Origin of the sequence: Microcoleus sp. B9-D4, from assembly GCF_036705105.1 — a bacterium.
In the GTDB taxonomy this organism is placed as follows: Bacteria; Cyanobacteriota; Cyanobacteriia; order Cyanobacteriales; family Microcoleaceae; genus Microcoleus.
On sequence record NZ_JAUBTS010000008.1, the window covers coordinates 1 to 20,622 of the forward strand.

21 protein-coding genes are annotated in these 20,622 nt (G+C 46.4%); 11 read left to right on the forward strand and 10 right to left on the reverse strand.

From position 1 onward, the window contains the following. Together QUB24_RS06905 and QUB24_RS06910 are read right to left on the reverse strand one after the other, a co-directional pair. On the reverse strand, window positions 1-193 hold a 193-nt coding region (locus QUB24_RS06905), incomplete at its 3' end, for a hypothetical protein (RefSeq protein ID WP_333151837.1). A gap of 18 nt (window positions 194-211) precedes the next feature. Next, a complete protein-coding gene (locus QUB24_RS06910; protein ID WP_333151839.1) occupies window positions 212-931 on the reverse strand; it encodes an SAM-dependent methyltransferase in 720 nt (239 codons plus the stop codon). A 248-nt stretch (window positions 932-1,179) separates the two neighbouring features. Here QUB24_RS06910 and QUB24_RS06915 point away from each other — a divergent pair, with 248 nt between their 5' ends. Continuing rightward, window positions 1,180-1,812 carry a hypothetical protein gene (locus QUB24_RS06915; protein ID WP_333151841.1) on the forward strand — a complete coding sequence of 211 codons (633 nt, stop codon included), beginning with the start codon at window positions 1,180-1,182 and terminating at the stop codon, window positions 1,810-1,812. Window positions 1,813-2,038: 226 nt separating this feature from the next. Here QUB24_RS06915 and QUB24_RS06920 read toward each other — a convergent pair whose 3' ends face one another. Beyond that, window positions 2,039-2,281, reverse strand: coding sequence for a ChaB family protein (locus QUB24_RS06920; protein WP_190662935.1), 243 nt, complete (start codon window positions 2,279-2,281; stop codon window positions 2,039-2,041). Window positions 2,282-3,435: 1,154 nt separating this feature from the next. Between QUB24_RS06920 and QUB24_RS06925 the strand changes: the two genes are divergently transcribed. Beyond that, window positions 3,436-4,314: a hypothetical protein gene (locus QUB24_RS06925; RefSeq protein WP_333151843.1), complete on the forward strand. Its 879-nt coding sequence runs from the start codon at window positions 3,436-3,438 to the stop codon at window positions 4,312-4,314. A 71-nt stretch (window positions 4,315-4,385) separates the two neighbouring features. Further along, complete coding sequence (locus tag QUB24_RS06930; protein WP_333151845.1) at window positions 4,386-5,213, forward strand: DUF4142 domain-containing protein; 828 nt, start codon at window positions 4,386-4,388, stop codon at window positions 5,211-5,213. A 477-nt stretch (window positions 5,214-5,690) separates the two neighbouring features. Here the strand turns inward: QUB24_RS06930 and QUB24_RS06935 are convergent, their stop codons facing one another. Continuing rightward, window positions 5,691-6,059: a Lin0512 family protein gene (locus QUB24_RS06935; RefSeq protein WP_333151848.1), complete on the reverse strand. Its 369-nt coding sequence runs from the start codon at window positions 6,057-6,059 to the stop codon at window positions 5,691-5,693. A gap of 293 nt (window positions 6,060-6,352) precedes the next feature. On the opposite strand from QUB24_RS06935, the gene QUB24_RS06940 reads away from it, so the two are divergent. Then, window positions 6,353-7,267, forward strand: coding sequence for a branched-chain amino acid transaminase (locus tag QUB24_RS06940; RefSeq protein ID WP_333151849.1), 915 nt, complete (start codon window positions 6,353-6,355; stop codon window positions 7,265-7,267). A 162-nt stretch (window positions 7,268-7,429) separates the two neighbouring features. Beyond that, complete coding sequence (locus tag QUB24_RS06945) at window positions 7,430-7,714, forward strand: tetratricopeptide repeat protein (protein ID WP_333151851.1); 285 nt, start codon at window positions 7,430-7,432, stop codon at window positions 7,712-7,714. 22 nt (window positions 7,715-7,736) lie between these two features. Here QUB24_RS06945 and fghA read toward each other — a convergent pair whose 3' ends face one another. Both fghA and QUB24_RS06955 read right to left on the reverse strand, forming a co-directional pair. After that, on the reverse strand, window positions 7,737-8,591 hold the full coding sequence (fghA, locus tag QUB24_RS06950; RefSeq protein WP_333151853.1) for an S-formylglutathione hydrolase: 855 nt from the start codon (window positions 8,589-8,591) through the stop codon (window positions 7,737-7,739). 91 nt (window positions 8,592-8,682) lie between these two features. After that, window positions 8,683-9,792 (reverse strand): S-(hydroxymethyl)glutathione dehydrogenase/class III alcohol dehydrogenase, encoded by a 1,110-nt coding sequence (locus tag QUB24_RS06955; RefSeq protein ID WP_333151855.1) that lies wholly within the window; start codon window positions 9,790-9,792, stop codon window positions 8,683-8,685. A 79-nt stretch (window positions 9,793-9,871) separates the two neighbouring features. Between QUB24_RS06955 and QUB24_RS06960 the strand changes: the two genes are divergently transcribed. From QUB24_RS06960 to sppA, 3 genes are all read left to right on the forward strand, one after another. Next, on the forward strand, window positions 9,872-10,555 hold the full coding sequence (locus QUB24_RS06960) for an SDR family NAD(P)-dependent oxidoreductase (RefSeq protein ID WP_333151857.1): 684 nt from the start codon (window positions 9,872-9,874) through the stop codon (window positions 10,553-10,555). Window positions 10,556-10,701: 146 nt separating this feature from the next. Continuing rightward, window positions 10,702-11,751 (forward strand): type 2 isopentenyl-diphosphate Delta-isomerase, encoded by a 1,050-nt coding sequence (fni, locus tag QUB24_RS06965; protein ID WP_333151859.1) that lies wholly within the window; start codon window positions 10,702-10,704, stop codon window positions 11,749-11,751. Between the two features lie 296 nt (window positions 11,752-12,047). Beyond that, the gene (sppA, locus tag QUB24_RS06970) at window positions 12,048-13,868 is read left to right on the forward strand and encodes a signal peptide peptidase SppA (RefSeq protein WP_333151861.1); all 1,821 of its coding nucleotides are present in this window, start codon (window positions 12,048-12,050) and stop codon (window positions 13,866-13,868) included. Between the two features lie 230 nt (window positions 13,869-14,098). Here sppA and QUB24_RS06975 read toward each other — a convergent pair whose 3' ends face one another. Next, window positions 14,099-14,368 (reverse strand): GlsB/YeaQ/YmgE family stress response membrane protein, encoded by a 270-nt coding sequence (locus tag QUB24_RS06975; protein ID WP_333144671.1) that lies wholly within the window; start codon window positions 14,366-14,368, stop codon window positions 14,099-14,101. 299 nt (window positions 14,369-14,667) lie between these two features. On the opposite strand from QUB24_RS06975, the gene QUB24_RS06980 reads away from it, so the two are divergent. Next, a complete protein-coding gene (locus QUB24_RS06980) occupies window positions 14,668-15,855 on the forward strand; it encodes a tetratricopeptide repeat protein (protein ID WP_333151863.1) in 1,188 nt (395 codons plus the stop codon). A gap of 110 nt (window positions 15,856-15,965) precedes the next feature. Here the strand turns inward: QUB24_RS06980 and QUB24_RS06985 are convergent, their stop codons facing one another. Beyond that, complete coding sequence (locus QUB24_RS06985; RefSeq protein WP_333151864.1) at window positions 15,966-16,676, reverse strand: carbonic anhydrase; 711 nt, start codon at window positions 16,674-16,676, stop codon at window positions 15,966-15,968. Window positions 16,677-16,909: 233 nt separating this feature from the next. On the opposite strand from QUB24_RS06985, the gene QUB24_RS06990 reads away from it, so the two are divergent. Further along, window positions 16,910-17,725 carry an MOSC N-terminal beta barrel domain-containing protein gene (locus tag QUB24_RS06990; RefSeq protein WP_333151866.1) on the forward strand — a complete coding sequence of 272 codons (816 nt, stop codon included), beginning with the start codon at window positions 16,910-16,912 and terminating at the stop codon, window positions 17,723-17,725. Window positions 17,726-17,732: 7 nt separating this feature from the next. On the opposite strand, the gene ylqF is transcribed toward QUB24_RS06990, so the two are convergent. Together ylqF and QUB24_RS07000 are read right to left on the reverse strand one after the other, a co-directional pair. Next, window positions 17,733-18,599: a ribosome biogenesis GTPase YlqF gene (ylqF, locus tag QUB24_RS06995; RefSeq protein WP_333151868.1), complete on the reverse strand. Its 867-nt coding sequence runs from the start codon at window positions 18,597-18,599 to the stop codon at window positions 17,733-17,735. A 186-nt stretch (window positions 18,600-18,785) separates the two neighbouring features. Next, on the reverse strand, window positions 18,786-19,199 hold the full coding sequence (locus tag QUB24_RS07000; RefSeq protein ID WP_333151871.1) for a universal stress protein: 414 nt from the start codon (window positions 19,197-19,199) through the stop codon (window positions 18,786-18,788). A gap of 183 nt (window positions 19,200-19,382) precedes the next feature. Between QUB24_RS07000 and QUB24_RS07005 the strand changes: the two genes are divergently transcribed. Beyond that, entirely contained in the window at window positions 19,383-20,582 is a 1,200-nt protein-coding gene (locus QUB24_RS07005) for a phosphoglycerate kinase (RefSeq protein WP_333151873.1), read from the forward strand. Window positions 20,583-20,622 lie beyond the last annotated feature (40 nt).

Here is a 20,622-nt window from a genome sequence, read left to right on the forward strand (position 1 = left end):
TGCCTGTTGCTGAAAGGGTGGAACAGGCATCTTGCCTGTTGCTGACAAGGGTGGAACAGGCATCTTGCCTGTTGCTGAAAGGGTGGAACAGGCATCTTGCCTGTTGCTGACAAGGGTGGAACAGGCATCTTGCCTGTTGCTGAAAGGGTGGAACAGGCATCTTGCCTGTTGCTGACAAGGGTGGAACAGGCATCTTGCCTGTTGCTGTATTTTAAAATGCTGTCATTAACTGAATTAGCTCGATCGACAAATCTCTTTGCGACTTTTGGTGCTTCTTAAACAAAACTCCAGCCAGCAGATAGATATTTTCCGAATAAAAAGCCATTCCCTGTTCTCTGAGAGTGGCGATCGCGCTTTTCACCTTGGGTTCCGAACTATAATAGCCAAAACTTAAAGGTGCAATTTCAAAATTTGCAACCGAGTAGCCTCGATCCAAGGCATAATCGATCAAACCCACAGGATTAGAATAGCTAGAAACCATCAGCAACACTTCATCGCTCCCCAAAGATAAAAGTTTCTTAGCAATTGTCGAACCATCACTCCCCCCGTGCAACAGCGGCTGGTAAATCTTATCATCCACCGCCGGCAAGTAAGGCGGATTTGAGATGACACAATCCGCCGACTCGTATAAAGGCGAATCAAAAAAAGAGCAATTGTTGACTGTGTATTTTTCGCTCAGTTGATATTCCTTAATTTGAGACTGAGCAATTTTCCACGCTACATTATTTAGCTCAAATCCCTGTATTGTCCCATCAAAATCACTTCTCAGCAAAGACTTAATAACTGGACTTCCCTCTCCTGAACCAAACTCTACGATAAGTCGAGAATTGTCACTAGCATTTAACACTAAACTTTCCAAGCAGTGCGCGTAAAAATCCGATTCTTCAGGGCAGTGGAATACCTGTTTCAGAGGATGGGATGAAGTGAGCATAAATTCTGTAACAAAGTTGACTATTTTCAAAGTATCGAATAAGTAATATTCCAGCCATCTGTCGCAAGAGCTATTTTATCAACTTGTACAATCTATCTATTCCTGTTTTACCTGGTGCGCTCGAATAAGTATTACTGCCGACAGATTATCCAATTAACTAGATTAATCCGATTGACAGATTGCAATTAGAGCGATTGCTGGTGAGATAGTACCTAAGCAAATAATTGTAAATTTTAATAGTGTCAGATATGACCTTTTTTAATTATTCAGTTCCCCCTCTGCGCCGGAAACAGCTTAACATCGAGGTTCAGGATTTAGAAGGGCTTTGGCAGGTTCAGTTTCCCCTTGGCAAAGATCGATTTTATTCACAATTTTATACTTGTCTCGATCGAACTTGCTTGCTGTGGAGCTTGCTGTTGATACCCATATTCGGCACAGCACAATTTTTTTCGGTGAGTTGGATGCTGCAAGCCGGTTTGTGGTCAGCGCTCAGCCTCGTAGGTACAGCAGCAATGGTAAGCATGACATACTCTTGGGTCAAAATAGAACGCCTGATTTGGGTGCTTTACGGTTGGGTAATACTAATGTTATTAGGATTGCTGCTGACCGATTTAGCAATTTTTCTCAGTTGGGGAAAAGTGTTGGCGAATCTCTGTCCCCTGTGGTTGGGAATGAGCGGAATTGGGTATTTGGCGACTGGATTTGCAGTGCGATCGCGCGCGCTTTTAGCAGCAAGTTTATTTCACATGTTGGGGATTTTGATTTTGCCTTACACGGGCGGTTGGTCTTTCCTCTTTACGGGAAGCGTAATGGTATTTAGCTTGCTCGTTTTAGCCGAATTGCAATGGGATATGCGCCAGCCTATTAACAGGCTACATTAACTGCTGTTTCACCGCGATTCCAACCGCTATCAACGTAAAGCATTAACCACAAGTGATGAGTACATTGCTAATGACTGAGGATATCATGCCCGCTAGAATAACGTCACTACAATTGGTTGGTAGTGAGAATTCTTCGTTCTCCAAATCAAAATTTGAGGAATGAAGGCCTCACTACACAGCGGATAGGGGTTATGTTAGCGGACACGATATTACTAATGCCTGATAACTAATTGCCACCAGACTGTACAGATTTGCGGGTTTGGTTAGTATCGTCGCCCTTGTGATGCCACGTGCCACCTTCGCCTTGAACATATTCAGATTTTACACTGTTCCAAGCAACGCTAGTAGCACCATCTGCGCTCATTCCATCTTCGCTAGCGCTCTTAAAAGCAGCCTGAAAAATTTGTTTAGCTCCTTGGGGGAGTTCTTGTGCTTCCGAAGGTAAGGTGTCAAATTGTTGTTCTGGCATAATGACCTCTAATTATTAAACATAAATTTAATCTTATATACGAGAAGCAACTACTTTCCTCTCTCTAAAAGCAAGTTTTAAACCGCATTTTTCTCATTCCTAGGACAGATGTAATATTAAATTTATTCTGACCCTAGAAGGCAATGGGCTTGCGGTTGCTGGTTGGGCAGGATTTGGGTAATTTCCTTGCTCAAACATCGATTAATCTGATTTCGGCTTTTTAACTTGCGAACTTAGAAAAAGCGATGAACATTAGATAGCCAATTCTGGCAATAATTCGATACAGCATACTTGATGTCTGCTTGTGAAATGTGTTAGGGAATAAGCGCTATCGGGCATAGTTTTGGCTTTACTATATGAGAGTTTAGCCGATCGCACTCACAAGCAATTCTCACGAGTGCGCCACCCCTGCTTAATTTAATGTCGCACGGGTTCGACTCGGATAGCCCTCAGTTCGCCTTGCTGTTTGAGGCAACTCAAATCCCAGTCAAAAGCCTTGCTGTTGCGGGGTTGCAGGTGTTCTGGCGACTCGGAGCGAGCGATCGGGCGTTTTGAGAGAATTTAGTTTCCTGAGAAAGTTTGATCTGTATGCTACGAGGGGCAAAATTGCCAGCAGCAAGTTAAGGAAAAATAGCGCTCAAAAAAATTTTAAACTAACTCATCTGGCGGAGTGCTAAGCCAAAAGTGATGGTGACAAAATCAATAATTTCTGGCTCAAAGCACCTGCAGCCGGGGAAAATTTATAGGAAGAAGCGGCCGCTTGTCTGAGAAACCGGGTTGATGCTTATATGTCTCGTTACTCAACCCAAAATTTTTCAGATCAACCCGCTTTTTATCCCCCGTACACAAATTTTGAGAGAGCTAGTCTGCCGCTCAATCAAATTTCATCCACCACCTGAAATAAAAAGCCATTTTGTCAAATATTCCTAAAGATGAATGGCGAACTTGAAGCATACGTAATAGCTTATAAACTGTTAACGTAGCGGTGTAATTAATCAGGGAAAAATCATCGAGGGAACGGGACTAAATTTGCCCCCTTACCTTCATTATTCCGCAGCAAAGGTTATAAAATTTGCACGTTACGCTGTCAAGTTGACCCTGCGGTTTTGGCATCACAAGCGATCGCAGCACTCTATGCAAAAGCAAGCATTACCATGAAATCTTCTAAATTGTTGAAAGTTGTTTTAGCAAGCGCTTGTACTTTAGGTTTAGCAACGGTTTCCTTAGCAGTGCCTGCTTCAGCCCAGTCGGGCGGTACGGGCGGCGGTGCTGGCGGCGGTGCTGGCGGCGGTGCTGGCGGTACAAGCGGTACCGGTACAAGCGGTACCGGTACAACTGGCACGGGTACAAGCGGTACGACTGGCACAAGCGGTACGACAGGCACAAGCGGTACAACCGGTACGACTGGCACCGATACAACCGGTACAAGCGGTACGACTGGCACCGATACAACCGGTACAAGCGGTACGACTGGCACCGATACAACCGGTACGGGTACAAGCGGCACGGGTACAAGCGGTACAAGCGGTACGACTGGCACCGATACAACCGGTACGACTGGCACCGATACAACGGGTACAACGGGTACAAGCGGTACAACGGGTACCGATACAACGGGTACAACGGGTACAAGCGGTACAACGGGTACAACGGGTACAACGGGTACAAGCGGTACGACTGGCATCGGTACAACGGGTACAACGGGTACAAGCGGTACAACCGATACGACTGGCACGGGTACAAGCGGTACAACTGGTACGACTGGCACCGGTACAACGGGTACAACTGGTACGACTGGCACGGGTACAACGGGTACAACTGGTACGACTGGCACTGGTACAAGCGGTACAACTGGTACGACTGGCACTGGTACAACCGGTACAACCGGTACCACATCGACGCCGGCTGATACTAATTCTGGAGTTTTGAGTGCTCGGCGCGATAGCCCCAACAATTTCGGGTGGCTGGGTGCCTTGGGCGCGTTTGGTTTGATCAACTTGTTTCGGAAAGGCAGTACACCCTCCCATCGGTAGTTTCTGGCGATTCCCTACGGGATAGTTTCGCTTCACATACTTTTGAAAACAACTTAGAGGCTTAGAAATTCATGACTTCACTCAATCGCAAAAATTTGTTCAAAAAATTGGTAACAGTTGCCGGAATTGCCGGCGTTAGTTCCTTGATAGCTGTGCCGGGATTCGCAGAATTAAACCGCCAGACTCACGGCTTCAACCAGTCGGGCGATCGAGTTTTTGAGCTTGCTGATAACGACTTAAACGATCCTAATTCTCCGGGACCTCCTGTTACAGATCCTAACAACAACAATCCTGGCGGTTCTCCCAACACTCCAAATACTCCCAGCAACAACACTCCCGGTCGTTCTCCAAATACCCCCACCAACAACACTCCCGGCCGTTCTCCAAATACCCCCACCAACAACACTCCCGGTCGTTCTCCCAACACTCCCAGAGGTGGCGAAACTTCGCCTAATTCTCTCAGCAGCAAAGACAGAACCTTTGTCATGCAAGCAGGTCAACTGGGTATGCTGGAAGTAGAACTCGGCAGATTGGCAGTGCAGCGCGGTTCTAGTGCTAGTGTGAAACAATACGGGCAAGAAATGGTTGAGGAACACACTCGGGCAAATCAAGAACTGATGCAGTTAGTAATGCAAAAGCAGGTTGAATTGCCAACCGAGATGACTACCCAGAACACAGCTTTGATGGAGCGACTTTCGGGACTCTCCGGTACAAGTTTTGACACTGCTTACAAGCAGGCTATGATCGAGAGCCACAATCAGGCTATTGCTCTGTTTCAGGCTCAATCTCAACAGGGACAAGATCCCGACTTGAAGGCTTGGGCCACCCAGAAGTTGCCGAACCTTCAGGCGCACTTGCAAATGGTTAACCAAATGTTGGCAGATACCAGCAAGCCGTAATATTAGGTAGATGAGGTAGAGTCCGATCGCCTAAAACCCGATCGGACTCTACCTCATCTGCTCCGAGAGGGAACAGCAATAAATTATTTGAAACCCTATAATTTTTGAGAACAATGGAAGATTTTCTCCGCAACTTGTTGGGCTGCAATATTACCGTGACGTGGCTGTTCTTAATCGTAGGTTTTTGCTGGCTTGCTTACATACCCGGTCGCCTGAGAAATTAAAAATTATCAATTAAAACTTCAAAATTAACTAGGTAGGCGGAAATAAACCTTACCATCCAACAGACCTATTCTAGGGTGCCTCAGAGCCTCAGATTTTCTAGGGTATTTCATGCGAGCTCTCCGGGGGCACCCTACAACTTAGCCTAAATTAATCATTTTTTAACAGACAGGCGTTGGCCCGATCGCGGAAACAAGCAAGTGCGATCGGGCGATCGAACTTCACCGCAGATTTATTCAAACAACACAAAATTAATTAGTCCTCAGTGTCCACAAAAACAGTCACAGCCGCCACCGCGATTAGCATTTCATCATTTTTATCATTCAGAGAGGCGATCGCCCTTCCTGCCACAATCATGCCTCCTTGCTCCACAATCAGAGTTTTGCTGCCAAAAGGGAGCACCGCCAACACCTCCTGTTCCCGCACTTGTTCCGGGTAAGGAACAGCCACCTTCACCTCAACAATCATCTGATTCGGGTCAGTCAAACCTGCCACTTCCCAGACCCCCAGCAGAGCATTATGGGCGATCGCATTCCGTACAGCCCTTGCACAGGCTACAGTCGGTTCCTGCCCGTGCTGGTCTATACCCATCCCCATTTCAATGATGAAACATTTACGTGCCATTGTTGCCCCTTGGTTGATTTTTGTTTGTAGTCGTTAGCGAAGCTTGCAGAAGACGATCGCACTTTTTCCCCAAACAATTATCAACCAAAGTGACCGCTCTTGATATTATTTTATAAATTGATATCACAACAAAAGAATAATATCAGTCTTAAAAAACAATCTAACTGTAGGCAAGCTTCAAACCCTTATGAAATCAGTCATTCTCAATCTCAAATCTCAAATGCTATAACTTATGGTAATATAACCAAATTCACCATTCCTCGCGGACTCATTACTCATCGCCAGCTTGAATCATGGATAGTTTTCTACCAATTGCCTACTTTCAAAACCAATTTCTCCCATTTACCGACGCCAAAATTTCCATAGCAACCCACGCACTGCACTACGGAACCGGAGTTTTAGGCGGGTTACGGGGAATTCCCGACCCCCAAAATGCCGATCGAATATTGCTATTTAGATTAGACCGCCACTGTCAAAGATTAAGTCAAAGTGCCAGCTTCCTCCACTGCGATTTGCCAGCTAGCAAAATCCAACAAATAATTATTGATTTTGTCCAGAAAAACAAACCAACAAAATCATTTTATATCCGCCCTTTTATCTACACATCCAGTTTAGGAATTGCCCCCCGACTGCACAACGTAGAAACCGACTTTTTTGTCTACGGATTAGAACTTTCCGACTATTTGCCCAAAGAAGGAGTCAACTGTAGAATTAGCTCTTGGTATCGCCAAGAAGACCGCAGTTTGCCCTTAAGAGGTAAAATTAGCGGCGCCTACATCACCTCAGCTTTAGCCAAAACCGAAGCAGTAGAATCCGGCTTCGACGAAGCAATTATGATGAACACTCAGGGAAAAGTCAGCGAAGCTTCAGGAATGAACATATTTGTCGCCAGAAACGGTAAATTAGTTACTCCCGGTTTCGAGCAAGATATTCTCGAAGGAATTACCAGAGACAGCGTAATCACAATCGCCAGAGACTTAGGAATTGAAGTCATAGAAAGACCCGTTGATAGATCAGAACTATTGATTGCAGACGAGATTTTCCTCTGCGGAACCGCAGCCAAAATCACGCCAATTAAGCGAGTAGAAAACTATCACTTGCCCAAAAACAGACCCATCACCGAAAAGATTTTGGACAAACTAACCGGGATTATCGAAAATCGCGACAGCAATTATAAAGACTGGGTATTTCCGATTGATCTTAATTAACCGTTTGTAGTGAGGAGTTCAGTCCTTCTTTTAAGGACTAAATTCCTCACTACAAACCATCAACTGGACTGCCGTGTCCTTACCCGTCTGCTCTATTTCATCTGCTTAAAAACTTCTATATCGACGCTCCAGAATTAACTAGATCGATAATTAAGAAATGCGATGGAAGCTCGAGAATTTTACGAACAAGGATTCGACCTCGGTCGCAGGGGGCTGTACGAGGAAGCAGTTGCAGCTTTTACTGAAGCAATAAATCTCAATCCTGACTTTGTAGAAGCTTACATGATTCGTGCTACTGCTCGAAGTGGAACAGGAGATTTACAGGGGGGAATTGAAGATTTTGAGAAAGCTATGGATATCTACAGGGCTAGAGGACAATCGCAAATAGCTGATATGCTTTTAGTCCCCTGGAGTGCGCTGCACAATGAAATTAGGTTTAAGGACTAAATTCCTTACTACAAACTAAAGTTCACTCACACAAAGCAGCCGCATGATGGCGAATGTGATCCTCAATAAAACTAGCTATAAAATAATAGCTGTGATCGTAACCTTCCTGCATCCTTAAAGTTAGCGGCTGTCCCGCTTTTGCACAAGCTTCCGCGAACACTTCCGGCAACAACTGCCCGTCAACCAGATACGAATCAGCCGTGCCGCAGTCAATCAGAATCGGACGGTTGTATTGCGCCTCAAGCACCAATTCGCTAGCATCCCAATCCCTCCAGATATCTTTGTCGCTGCCGAGGTAGTTTGCAAAAGCTTTTTGTCCCCAAGGGCAGCGCATTGGCGCGGAAATAGGCGCAAAAGCGGAAACTGAAAGATAGCGAGATCCATTTTTCAAAGCGCAAATTAACGCCCCGTGTCCGCCCATCGAATGACCAAAAATTCCCTGTTTTTCCGGTATAGTTGGAAAATTTTCGGCGATTAAATTCGGCAATTCATCAACCACATAACTGTACATTCGATAGTGAGCATTCCAAGGTGCGGCTGTCGCATCAACATAAAAACCCGCACCGCTTCCTAAATCCCAATCGTCATCTTCGCCAGGGATACCAGTCTGGCGCGGGCTAGTGTCGGGCGCAACCAGCATGAACCCGTATTTGGCCGCCCATTTTTGCGCCCCCGCTTTTGCCATAAAGTTCTCTTCTGTGCAGGTTAAACCTGATAGAAAATACAAAACTGGTACGGGTTGAGATAAAGCTTGGGGGGGCTGGTAAACAGCAAATTTCATCTCGCTGTTGCAGGTTGAGGATTGATGGCTGTAAAAGCCGAGTTTGCCACCGAAACTTTTCTGTTCTTTGTGCAGTTTTAGGGAGTCTGATATCATGTTAATTCTATTTCATTTTTGAATTAATTTTTTTTTAACCGCAGAGGGCGCAGAGGGCGCAGAGGAAGAGGGAAGAGAGAAAGATTTTTGTTCAAAATGTCAAAACTGTGCGAATTACTTCGCCTTTGTGCATTAAATCAAAGGCTTCGTTGATTTTGTCGATCGGCATTACCTGAGTTACCAGACTGTCAATATCAATTTTACCGTCCATGTACCAATCAACAATCTTAGGAACATCAGTTCTGCCTTTTGCGCCACCAAAAGCCGTCCCTTTCCAAACCCTACCAGTTACTAGCTGAAACGGGCGGGTACTAATTTCTTGACCGGCTCCCGCTACCCCGACAATTACGCTCACGCCCCAACCTTTGTGGCAGCATTCTAAAGCTTGGCGCATCACATTAATGTTGCCGATACATTCAAAACTGTAATCTCCTCCGCCTTTGGTTAAATCTACTAAATAAGGCACTAAATCGCCTTCCACTTCGCGGGGATTGACAAAGTGAGTCATGCCGAATTTTTCCGCCATCTCTCGCTTGTCGGGATTCAAGTCTACGCCGACAATCATGTTAGCTCCCACCATGCGAGCCGCTTGAATTACATTCAAACCCACGCCGCCCAAACCGAAAACTACCACATTAGAACCAGGCTCTACTTTCGCTGTATTGATGACAGCGCCGATGCCAGTTGTTACGCCGCAGCCGATTAAACAAACTTTATCAAAAGGAGCATCTTCGCGAATTTTTGCTACCGCAATTTCTGGCAATACTGTATAATTAGCAAAGGTAGAAGTTCCCATGTAATGGTATAGTTTCTGCCCATCTATGGAAAACCGGCTCGTGCCGTCGGGCATCACTCCCTGGCCTTGAGTTACGCGAATTGCTTGACAGAGGTTAGTTTTTCGGCTCAAACAATATTCGCAGTTGCGACATTCGGGAATGTATAGAGGAATTACCCGATCGCCCACTTTGACACTCGTTACTCCCGGCCCCACTTCTGCGACAATCCCGGCTCCCTCGTGGCCTAAAATAGCCGGAAACAAGCCTTCAGGATCTGCACCGGAAAGAGTGTAAGCGTCAGTGTGACAAACACCCGTCGCTTTAATTTCCACCAGTACCTCTCCAGCCCTCGGCCCATCTAGATCAACCGTTTCAATGCTCAAAGGTTTGCCGGCACTGCGAGCAACTGCTGCTTTTACTTTCATGCTTTCCCCCTGCGATCTATTTGTCAATTTACCCGTCAATATGTATTGTATTACTTAAGACGAAAATAGCAACAAATCTATGACAAAATTAATTGTAATTACCGGAGTCAGTCGCGGTCTTGGTCTTGCCATGACCGAAAAGTTTATGGAATTGGGACATAGAGTTTTGGGATGCGCCCGTTCTTCCGAAGCGGTGGAAAAACTCAACCAAAAATATAGTGCGCCCCACCATTTTACTTGTGTGGATGTCACCAACGACGATCGAGTAAAAGCTTGGGCAACAGAAATGCTGGCAAAAAATGAGCCGCCAGATTTGTTAATTAATAATGCAGGCGTAGCTAATCATCTCGCGCCTCTTTGGAATGTCAGCCACGAAGAATTTTCGCAGGTAATTGATGTTAACATTAAAGGTACGGCTAATGTAATTCGCCACTTTGTCCCGGCAATGATTGCTCGAAAAAGTGGCATAATTGTCAACTTTAGTTCTGGTTGGGGAAGGTCAACTTCGCCGGAAGTCGCGCCCTATTGCGCTTCCAAGTGGGCAATAGAAGGACTTACGCGATCGCTCGCTCAAGAATTGCCCGCAGGTATGGCAGCAGTTCCTTTGAATCCGGGGATAATTCACACAGATATGCTGGACATTTGTTTTGGCGAAGATGCGGCCAATTACCCATCTGTCAAAGCATGGGTGCAAAAAGCAGTTCCTTTTTTACTAAAATTGAAACCTTCAGATAACGGAATGCCGCTGACTGTTCCTGGATAATACAGCAACCCTTACAACATTTGCGAACCTCTCTCCTTTCTTCTCCTCTGCGCCCTCTGCGCTCTCTGCGGTTCATAAAAAAAATATCAAAAATGAAATAAAATTGCTATATTCCCAAATCACAACTCTTTCCCCAAATAGCCACTGTGAACTTGCCGCTAACCTCCCCCTCGCAAACCGAAACCCGCAAAGCAGACCACCTGCGGATTTGCCTCGAAGAAGACGTACAATTTCGCGAAACTACCAGCGGCCTCGAACGCTACCGTTTTGAACACTGCTGTTTGCCAGAACTCGATCGCACCGAAATCGATTTAACCTCCACATTTCTCGGCAAAAAACTAGCCGTTCCCCTGCTAATTTCCTCGATGACCGGCGGCACAGAATTAGCCCAGACAATCAATTATCGCCTCGCCGATGTCGCTCAAGAATACAAACTGGCAATGGGAGTTGGTTCCCAGCGAATTATTGTAGAAAATCCTGAACTAGCTCCTACATTTGCCGTCCGTCGCCGCGCTCCCGATATTCTACTGTTCGCCAATATCGGAGCCGTTCAATTAAACTACAATTACGGTTTGGAAGAGTGCCAAAAAATTGTTGATCTTTTAGAAGCAGATGCCCTAATTTTGCACCTCAATCCGCTGCAAGAGTGCGTCCAAACCGAAGGCGATACTAACTTTAAAGGACTGCTCGATAAAATTGCCAAATTGTGCGATCAATTACCAGTACCAGTTATTGCTAAAGAAGTCGGCAACGGTATTTCAGGAAAAATGGCAAAGAAATTGCTCGCCGCCGGGGTAGGTGCGATCGACATTGCCGGAGCCGGAGGCACTTCTTGGGCGAAAATAGAAGGAGAGCGAGCCAAAGATAGCAAGCAGCGCAGGTTAGGCGCAACCTTTGCCGACTGGGGAATACCGACAGCCGAGTGCATTGTCAGCACCCGCGCCGTAGCGCCGGATGTTCCCCTAATTGCCTCTGGAGGCTTGCAAAACGGGTTGGATGCAGCCAAGGCTCTCGCCCTTGGCGCGGATATTGCGGGACTGGCGCGGCCGTTTCTACAAGCTGCAGCGGAATCGGAATCAGCAGCAGGGGTTCTAGCTGAGGTTTTAATTGCAGAAATCGCTACCGTGATGTTCTGTACGGGCTGCGGTAATTTGGATGAGTTAAAACATTCTGGGGTTTTGGAAAGGTTAAGATAAAAGTGAGTCAGTTGGCCGTTGGCAGTTCTTAGTTGGCAGTTGGCAGTTGGCAGTTGTTAGTTGGCATTAGTCAACAGTTAACAGTTAACAGAGGCTTGTAGGGTGCGTCAGTTAGAACACTTACGCTTACAAGGGAACCACTTCTGTACTGACGCACCATACTATCGTCTTTTAAATGCCGAACAGCATCGTTAACAGTTAACTGTCAACAGTCAACAGTCAACAGTCAACAGTCAACAGTCAACAGTCAACAGTTAACGATGCCCAATTACCAATAACCAATAACCAATTATCTAATGAAAGATTTCCTAAAATATACCTGTGCAAGTTTACTGGGAACCTTCCTAGGACTGCTGCTGCTGGGCAGCATCGGATTGGGGGGACTGGTACTACTAATTGCTCTGGCGGCATCGTCGTCTAAAGATTCAGGCCCGCAAGTTAAAGATAAGTCGGTATTGGTATTAGACCTTTCTTTAAATATCACCGACAGCAAACCGAGCCGTAGCACTAGCGCGGCGATTGAAGAAGTGCTTTCGGAAGATTCCGGCGATACAGTGACGCTGCGGACTGTTTTAGACACGATCGAATATGCGAAAAAAGACCCGAAAATCGTTGGCCTTTATCTTGAAGGCAGCTCGGATTCGAGCAGCAGCGGGTTTGCCAATCTCAAAGAAGTTCGATCGGCATTGCAGCGTTTCCGAGATGCCAAAAAACCCATTTTTGCTTACCAGATGGACTGGAACGAGCGAGATTATTACCTCGGTTCCGTTGCTAATACAATTGCAGTCAATCCTTACGGCGCTTTGGAAATCAACGGTTTTAGCAGTCAGGCAATGTTTTTCACCGGTGCTTTGGAAAAATACGGCGTCGGAGTGCAAGTGACTCGCGTCGGCAAATACAAGTCAGCCGTTGAGCCGTTTTTGCTCACAAAAATGAGTCCCGAAAATCGCCAGCAAACTCAAAAGTTGCTCGGAGATATGTGGGGAGAATACCTGCAAACTGTCGCTCCGAGCCGCAAAGTGACTGTTCCGCAACTGCAAGCGCTTGCAGATAATGGCGGAACTTTGATGGCTGACGAAGCTCTCAAAAACAAGTTAGTTGATAAAGTTGTATACTTTGACGAAATATCGACCGAACTAAAAAAACTCACCGGAACCGATCGCGAAAACAAATCTTTCAAGCAAATTAGTTTGAAAAACTACGCGAGAATTGCTGAGAATAAAAACTCAACTCATGCTAACCAGAAAAACCAAATTGCTATACTTTACGCTGAAGGAGAGATTGTAGACGGCGAAGGGGGCCCGACTCAAGTAGGAGGCGATCGCATCGCTCAAGCAATGCGGAAAATCCGAGAAGATGACGACGTAAAAGCCGTAGTTTTGCGCGTCAACAGTCCCGGAGGCAGCGCGACGGCGGCCGAAGTAATTGCACGCGAAGTGATGCTGACGGGGAAAAAGAAACCAGTTATTGTTTCAATGGGCAATTTAGCAGCATCCGGCGGCTATTGGATTTCGATGGGTTCCAACCGCATTTTTGCCGAACCCAATACGATTACCGGTTCGATCGGCGTTTTTGGAATGCTGTTTAACGCCGAAAAGGTGGCTGCTAACAACGGCCTGACTTGGGACGTTGTGAAAACCGCCCGCTTTGCGGATACTAACACGGTTTCCCGTCCGAAAAATCCTCAAGAATTGGCGAATATTCAGAGGGTAGTCGATCGCATTTACGATCGATTTATTACTAAAGTCGCCACCTCCCGCAAACTGCCGAAAAACAAGGTACAAGAAATTGCTCAAGGCAGGGTGTGGTCTGGTACGGCGGCGAAACAGTTGGGTTTAGTCGATGAAATTGGCGGTCTTGAAGATGCTGTCAGAGAGGCTGCGAAGCAAGCTAAACTCGGCGACGATTGGAAGTTAGAAGAATATCCAAAACGCCGCAGTTTGGAGGAGCGAATTTTGGAAAAAATTTCCGGCGTTCACGTTTTGAAACCAGCCGCCAAACTCGACCCGCTAACGGCCGAATTTAAGAAAATGCAAGATGAATTAGCTGTGATCAAGTCGATGAACGACCCGCAGGGGGTTTATGTTCGCTTGCCTTTCAATTTGCGGATTGATTAATTGATACCAAGTCCGGGCTTTTTACCCGTTTATTCTTCAGTCCCCCTCTGTTCGGACGAAGCTTGACTCTATGCAGCGGTTTCAACTGCCGAGTCTGATGGCGGTTTTTAACGCGGATTTGCAATGAGTAAGCTGCCTGGGCCTACAAACAAATGATAAACCCGGTTTCTTCAAGAAACCGGGTTTATGAATACCCTAAAAGTCGATCGACTCCGAATTGGCAATATTTGTTATGCAGCACGCTGAGTTAACAATCCCCAGATGAAAAGTAGAACGATCGCACCGACGACTGCAAAAGCTATGCTGGGTAGGCTAATTACTCCGAAGGATGCTCCCCCGCTCGTCCCCAATAAGACTTGACCTAGATAACCTCCCACTAGCGCGCCCAAAATTCCTAAACCTGTTGTTGCCAGAAAACCGCCGCCTTGAGTTCCCGGATAAATGGCTTTGGCGATCGCACCGGCAATCAGTCCTAAAACGATCCAAGCAATAATTCCCATTTCTCTTTCTCCTGAATACTTAAACTTTTCTCGTGCCTTGTCTTATGTTCTTAGAATAACAACCGCTATCGGGCCCTCACCTCTACCGTAGGGAGGAACCGAAAGTGGTAGAATTTCTCATGAATCCTCCGAGTTTGACGCTTTTTAATATCTCAAAAGAGTTAACCCACTTTTTCTAGGGAAGAAAGGTACTTATGCTCAAACCAAAAGGGAAATAGGAGAATCTTTTCTGGGACTTTTTGTGTTTTACTGGTAAAAAAATTACAATATTTCTGTGAAATGAGGAAAGCTTGCGCCCGATGAATCTGACTCTGTGCATGATTGTGAAGAATGAAGAGGCAACACTGTCGCGGACTTTGGACAGCGTTAAGGGTGTTGTTGACGAAATTGTGGTGGTGGATACGGGATCGGGCGATCGCACCCGTGAAATTGCCAGAGAATCCGGGGCGAGGGTTTATGACTTTGAATGGTGCGACGACTTCGCAGTGGCGCGCAACGAGTGTCTGAAGCACGCCCAGGGCGACTGGATTTTGGTATTAGATGCCGATGAGGTTTTAGTACCGGAGATTGTACCTCAAATTAAACAGGCAATTGCGAGCGATCGGCTGCTGCTAATCAATCTCATCCGTCAAGAAATCGGTGCCTCTCAATCTCCCTATTCCCTAGTGTCGCGCTTGTTTCGCAATCGCCCCGACATCCGCTTTTCTCGCCCTTATCACGCAATGGTAGACGACAGCGTGGCTGAGATTTTGCAGAGGGAGCCAAAATGGACAATAGCTTCTCTCCCCGATGTGGCGATTTGGCACTCTGGTTATCAAAAAGATGCGATCGCAGCAAAAAGTAAATTCCAAAAAGCTCAAGCAGCAATGGAACGCTATATGGCTTATTATCCAAACGATGCTTATGCTTGTAGCAAATTAGGTGCGCTGTATGTAGAAAGCGGGCAAATCGGGCGGGGAATTAATTTATTAACCAAAGGCTTGACTGCGGAAGCCATTAATGATTCTATTCTTTACGAACTCAACTATCATTTGGGAATTGCATATCGCCAGCAGCAGCAGTTTGCCAAAGCAAAAGAACACTATCAAGCGGCTATTAATACAGATGTGTTACCGGCGCTCAAGTTGGGTGCTTACAATAATTTGGGCAATTTGCTCAAAGATGAAGGAGATTTGAAATCTGCTGAAAAAGCTTACAAAGCAGCTTTAAAAATTGACCCTAATTTTGGAGTAGGTCACTACAATTTGGGATTGACGCTGAAGGCAGCCGGAAATTTAGCAGATGCGATCGCCTATTACCGACAAGCCATTAAAATCGATCCTGAACACGCGGAAGCTCATCAAAACTTGGCAGTAGCCTTGCTCAAAATTGGCAAAATGCCAGAAAGTTTAGCAGAATTCAAAAGAGCGATCGCCCTTCACGAACAGCGCCGCCCCTTTGAAGCAGAACGCCTGCGCCGGGGCCTGCAAGAAATGGGTTTGATCTAAACTTGTTACCAAATAATTTGTAGGGGCAATCCCCCCGTGGTTGCCCCTCGAACCGGACGGGGTAAGCACGGGGGCATTACCCCTACAAACTGTAAAAATTACCAGCAAAATCAAGCAATTATCTCTACTTTGCCGCTATCCAAATCGTAGCGGCCCCCAACAACTTTAAGCTTGCCCGCTTTGACTGCTTTAGCTAAAATAGGCGAGGAGGATTGTAACTTATTTACATTCATTTTCACGTTAGATCTGACTGCATTATCCCAGGCATCGCCTTTTTGACCTTTGGTGGCATCAACTGCCGGTTTAATCGCCGCCACCAAAGTGCTAATGTGACCAGGCACAGCTTTGCCATCTAAAGCTGCTTTGACAGCACCGCAGCGTTCGTGACCCAGAATTACTAATAGCGGCACCCCTAATTCTAAAGTGGCATATTCTATATTACCGAGAACCACATCGTCGAGAAAATTTCCCGCTACTCGGATATCAAATAAATCCCCTAATCCTTGGTCGAAAATAATTTCGGGAGCAACCCTTGAATCAGAACAAGCCAGGATGGTTGCAAACGGATGTTGACCCTTTGCTACTTCTACAACTCGCGATCGAGCTTGGTCGGGAAATGTCCGTTTTTGCTGAAGGTAGCGTTGATTACCCTCCATCAATTTCTTAAGAGCACCGTCGGGGGTAATGTCAGAGATTGCCTCTGCCTTTACTGCTTCGGCTTGTAAAAACGCAGGTGCCAAGCTTGCCGCTAGCATTCCTGCACCAGCCCTCAGCATTAAATTCCGTCGCGAAATCATACCTGTTCTTTCGCTTTTAGTCATTGCTTATAACTCGGTTCAATTGTTTGTATTTGTTAGCATAATATATACCACAAGCTCAGTCAGACTTCTTTGATTTTTCTTTACAAGCTGCTCCGGCTTAATGTAAACTTCAAAAAAGCGACCCATTTTTATTTCATTCCTATTTTATTTAGTAAAGTCAACGGCAGTCATCCTTCTGCGGACAGGGATGCTAGAATGTATCTAAAACGACAATTATTTATCAATGGCTCGAAATGTCCTACGTCGCCAGCATTCATATCTATCCGGTAAAGTCCCTTGACGGCATAGCAGTCAGTCAAGCAACTATTCTAGCCAGCGGAGCTCTAGAAGGCGATCGCTCTTTTGCAATCTGCGATGCAGCAGGAGAATTGGTTAACACTAAGCACAACAGCGGAGTCAGTTTTCTACGCTTATCCTTTGACATCAAAAAGAGAATTGCCGGCCTGAAAATTCAAGGCACCGAACAAGAAATATTTTTTCATGTAGATAGAGAACGCTTGGCAATAGAATGTTGGTTGAGCAACTACTTCGGTTTTCCTGTCAAGTTAATTGAAAACTTGCTGACAGGTTTTCCCGACAATACCGCTGCACCAGGGCCAAGCATTATCAGTACCGAAACAATTGCCGAAGTTGCATCTTGGTTTCCGAGAGTTTGCGTTAACGAGATGCGCCATCGCTTGCGAGCTAATATTGAAATAGGAGATGTCCCGGCTTTTTGGGAAGACCAACTTTTCTCACAAGCCGATGAAATTGTGAGGTTTAAAATAGGAACAGTAATATTTGAAGCTATTAATCCCGGTCAGCCATGTATCCTATCTACGCGAAACTATGGGGCGAAAGCAGGCGATCTAAATTTTAAAAATCTACTAACAGCCAAGCAGAAGGAAATCATGCCTGACTTGGTAAAAAAAGGGCATTTAAATCACTTTAGTCGGCTGATAGTTAACACGCGGCTCGCACCTCAAGCACCAGAAAAAATATTACACATAGGAGACGAAGTTCACATTATCAGAGTCAGCAACTCTCTATTGAATACCATTTCTGATTAGTTGTAGGTTACGAGTCCGATCGAGCCGGCGGCAACTCCAAAGTAAGTTGACCTAAAACACCAGTTCTAAAATCGTTTAACATCTGCCGCGCCGTTCGTTCGACATCTCCTTTATACCTGTCTTTTGCTACCTCGTGCAGATAACCTTCACCATTACTAGAGGCTGCATCTAATTTATACCTGGATTTGAAACCAGATAGTGATATCAACGTGTCATCAGCCGCCTCCAGCCCTTGGAGCAAATCTACCATAGCCGCGGCTACTACTTGATTGTCGTAAGCTGCTTCGCCAATATCTTCGCAAATAGCTAATTTTATGGCATTTTCTTGATTGTTAATTCGGGTTGGGATTACTCCGGGGGCGTCTAATAATTCAATTTCGTCAGAAATGCGAATCCATCGGAGCGATTTAGTTACTCCAGCTCTGCGGGCACTGTCTACCACTCTCCGCCCTAACAGCCGATTAATTAAAGCAGATTTTCCGACATTGGGAAAGCCCATCACCACTGCACGGACTGGGCGGGGCAGCATACCTCGATCGAACCTTCTTTTATTTAGCTGCACCCCAGCATTCTGCACCGCATCCGCCACAGCGTCTACTCCGTGACCGTGCTCGGCATTAGTAAAATACGCAGTTTCCCCCTGGGCCTCAAACCATGTTTCCCACGCCTCGCGCGATCGAGGCGTAATCATATCCATGCGGTTGACGACCAATACTCGCGGCTTGCCGCCCACCCAACTCGGCATTTGGGGGTGATAAGTAGCCAATGGAATGCGGGCATCTCGGACTTCGAGCACCACATCTACCCGCTTTAGCTGTTCTTTTAATGCCCGTTCAGCTTTGGCAATGTGACCGGGATACCAGTGAATTTTCATTAGTTAGTTGACTGTTGACTGTTAACTGTTGACTGTTGACTGTTGACTATTGTTATTGGTTAGTTGTTATTGGTTAGTTGACTGTTGACTGTTGTTATTGGTTAGTTGTTAGTTGTTAGTTCTTGAATGACAACTAACAACTGCCAACCGTCAACTGCCAACAGTCAACTGTCAACTGACAACTGACTAAGGCACAATCAAAACTGCACAAGGAGACAGATTGATCACCCGATTGGTAACGCTGTCAGACGCCCCATCATCGGTTAAACCCATCCCCCGACAGCCCATCACAATCAAATCGGCCCCAATTTCGTCAGCCACATCGCAAATCGTGAAAGCAGGTTTGCCTTCCCGTTCGATGATTTCAGCTTCAATTCCCTGCTGGGAAAACATCGATTGGGCCTCAGAAAGAAGTTTGGCGACTGCTTCGGGGGAAGTCATCACCTCTCGCGCGGGGGCGTCGGCCTCCTCGGCTGGGGGCTCGACTACCGACAGAATAACTAAACGAGCACCGTAGGTTTTCACAATATTGACCACCTTTTCGGCAGCTTCGCGGGCTTCTCGGCTTTGATCTACAGGAAATAAGACTGTCTTGAACATACTGCACATCTCCGGGACACGGACTCCGATAAAATGTTTAGGTTAAGCCAATCAGTGCCGTTTGTTCCATCTTCCGTTTTTTGTACGGGCGCGGTTGAATGCGTCCGAGGCCGGGGTGCAAGTTACCAGTGCCGCCATTTCAACGGAATTCGACAAAAACACACATATTAGGAGGTTAATCCTGTGACAAAAAAAACTGTAGCAAATTTATCGGCATCGGACTTATCGGGCAAACGGGTATTGGTGCGGGCGGACTTTAACGTGCCGCTCGACAACGGCAATATCACCGATGATACTCGCATCCGGGCGGCTCTGCCGACAATTCAAGATTTAGCGTCCAAGGGCGCTAAGGTGATTTTGTGCAGCCACTTCGGCCGTCCCAAGGGTGTGACGGAGAAGTTGCGCTTGACGCCGGTTGCTGTGCGCCTGTCGGAATTGTTGGGCAAAGAGGTCAAAAAGACTGACGACTGCATCGGTGATGAAGTCGCTGCTACAGTCGCGGCGATGCAAGATGGCGATGTGCTGTTGCTGGAAAATGTCCGCTTCTACCCAGAGGAGGAGGCAAACGACCCGGAATTTGCTAAGAAGTTAGCTTCTGTGGCCGATTTGTATGTCAATGATGCTTTTGGTACGGCTCACCGGGCTCACGCTTCTACTGAGGGCGTTACTAAGTATCTGAGTCCTTCTGTGGCTGGGTTTTTGATGGAGAAGGAACTGCAATATCTCGGCAGTGCGATCGACAATCCTCAGCGTCCTTTAGCTGCTATAATCGGCGGTTCTAAGGTTTCCAGCAAGATTGGAGTCATTGAAAAACTGCTCGAAAAGTGCGACAAACTGCTGTTGGGCGGTGGCATGGTTTTCACCTTCTACAAGGCTCGCGGCTTGAACGTGGGCAAGTCTTTGGTAGAAGATGACAAGCTGGAATTGGCTAAGTCTTTGGAAGCTAAGGCGAAGGAACGGGGAGTTGCTTTTCTGTTACCGACTGATGTGGTAGTTGCTGATAAGTTTGATGCGGCGGCTAACACTCAAACTGTTCCTGTTGAAAGCATCCCCGACGGTTGGATGGGTTTGGATATCGGCCCGGATTCAGTAAAAACTTTCCAAGATGCTTTGGCAGATTGCAAAACTGTAATCTGGAACGGGCCGATGGGCGTGTTTGAGATGGAGAAGTTTGCTGCTGGAACTGAAGGTATTGCTCATTCTTTGGCTGGACTTACTAAAACTGGTACTACCACAATTATCGGTGGTGGTGACTCGGTGGCGGCTGTTGAACAGTTGAATTTAGGCGAACAAATGAGCCACATTTCTACTGGTGGCGGTGCTAGTTTGGAGTTGCTAGAAGGTAAGGAATTGCCTGGTGTTGCTGCTTTAGATGAAGCTTAATTAAGTTAAGTAGGGCGGGCTTTGCCCGCCTTGCTGGAAG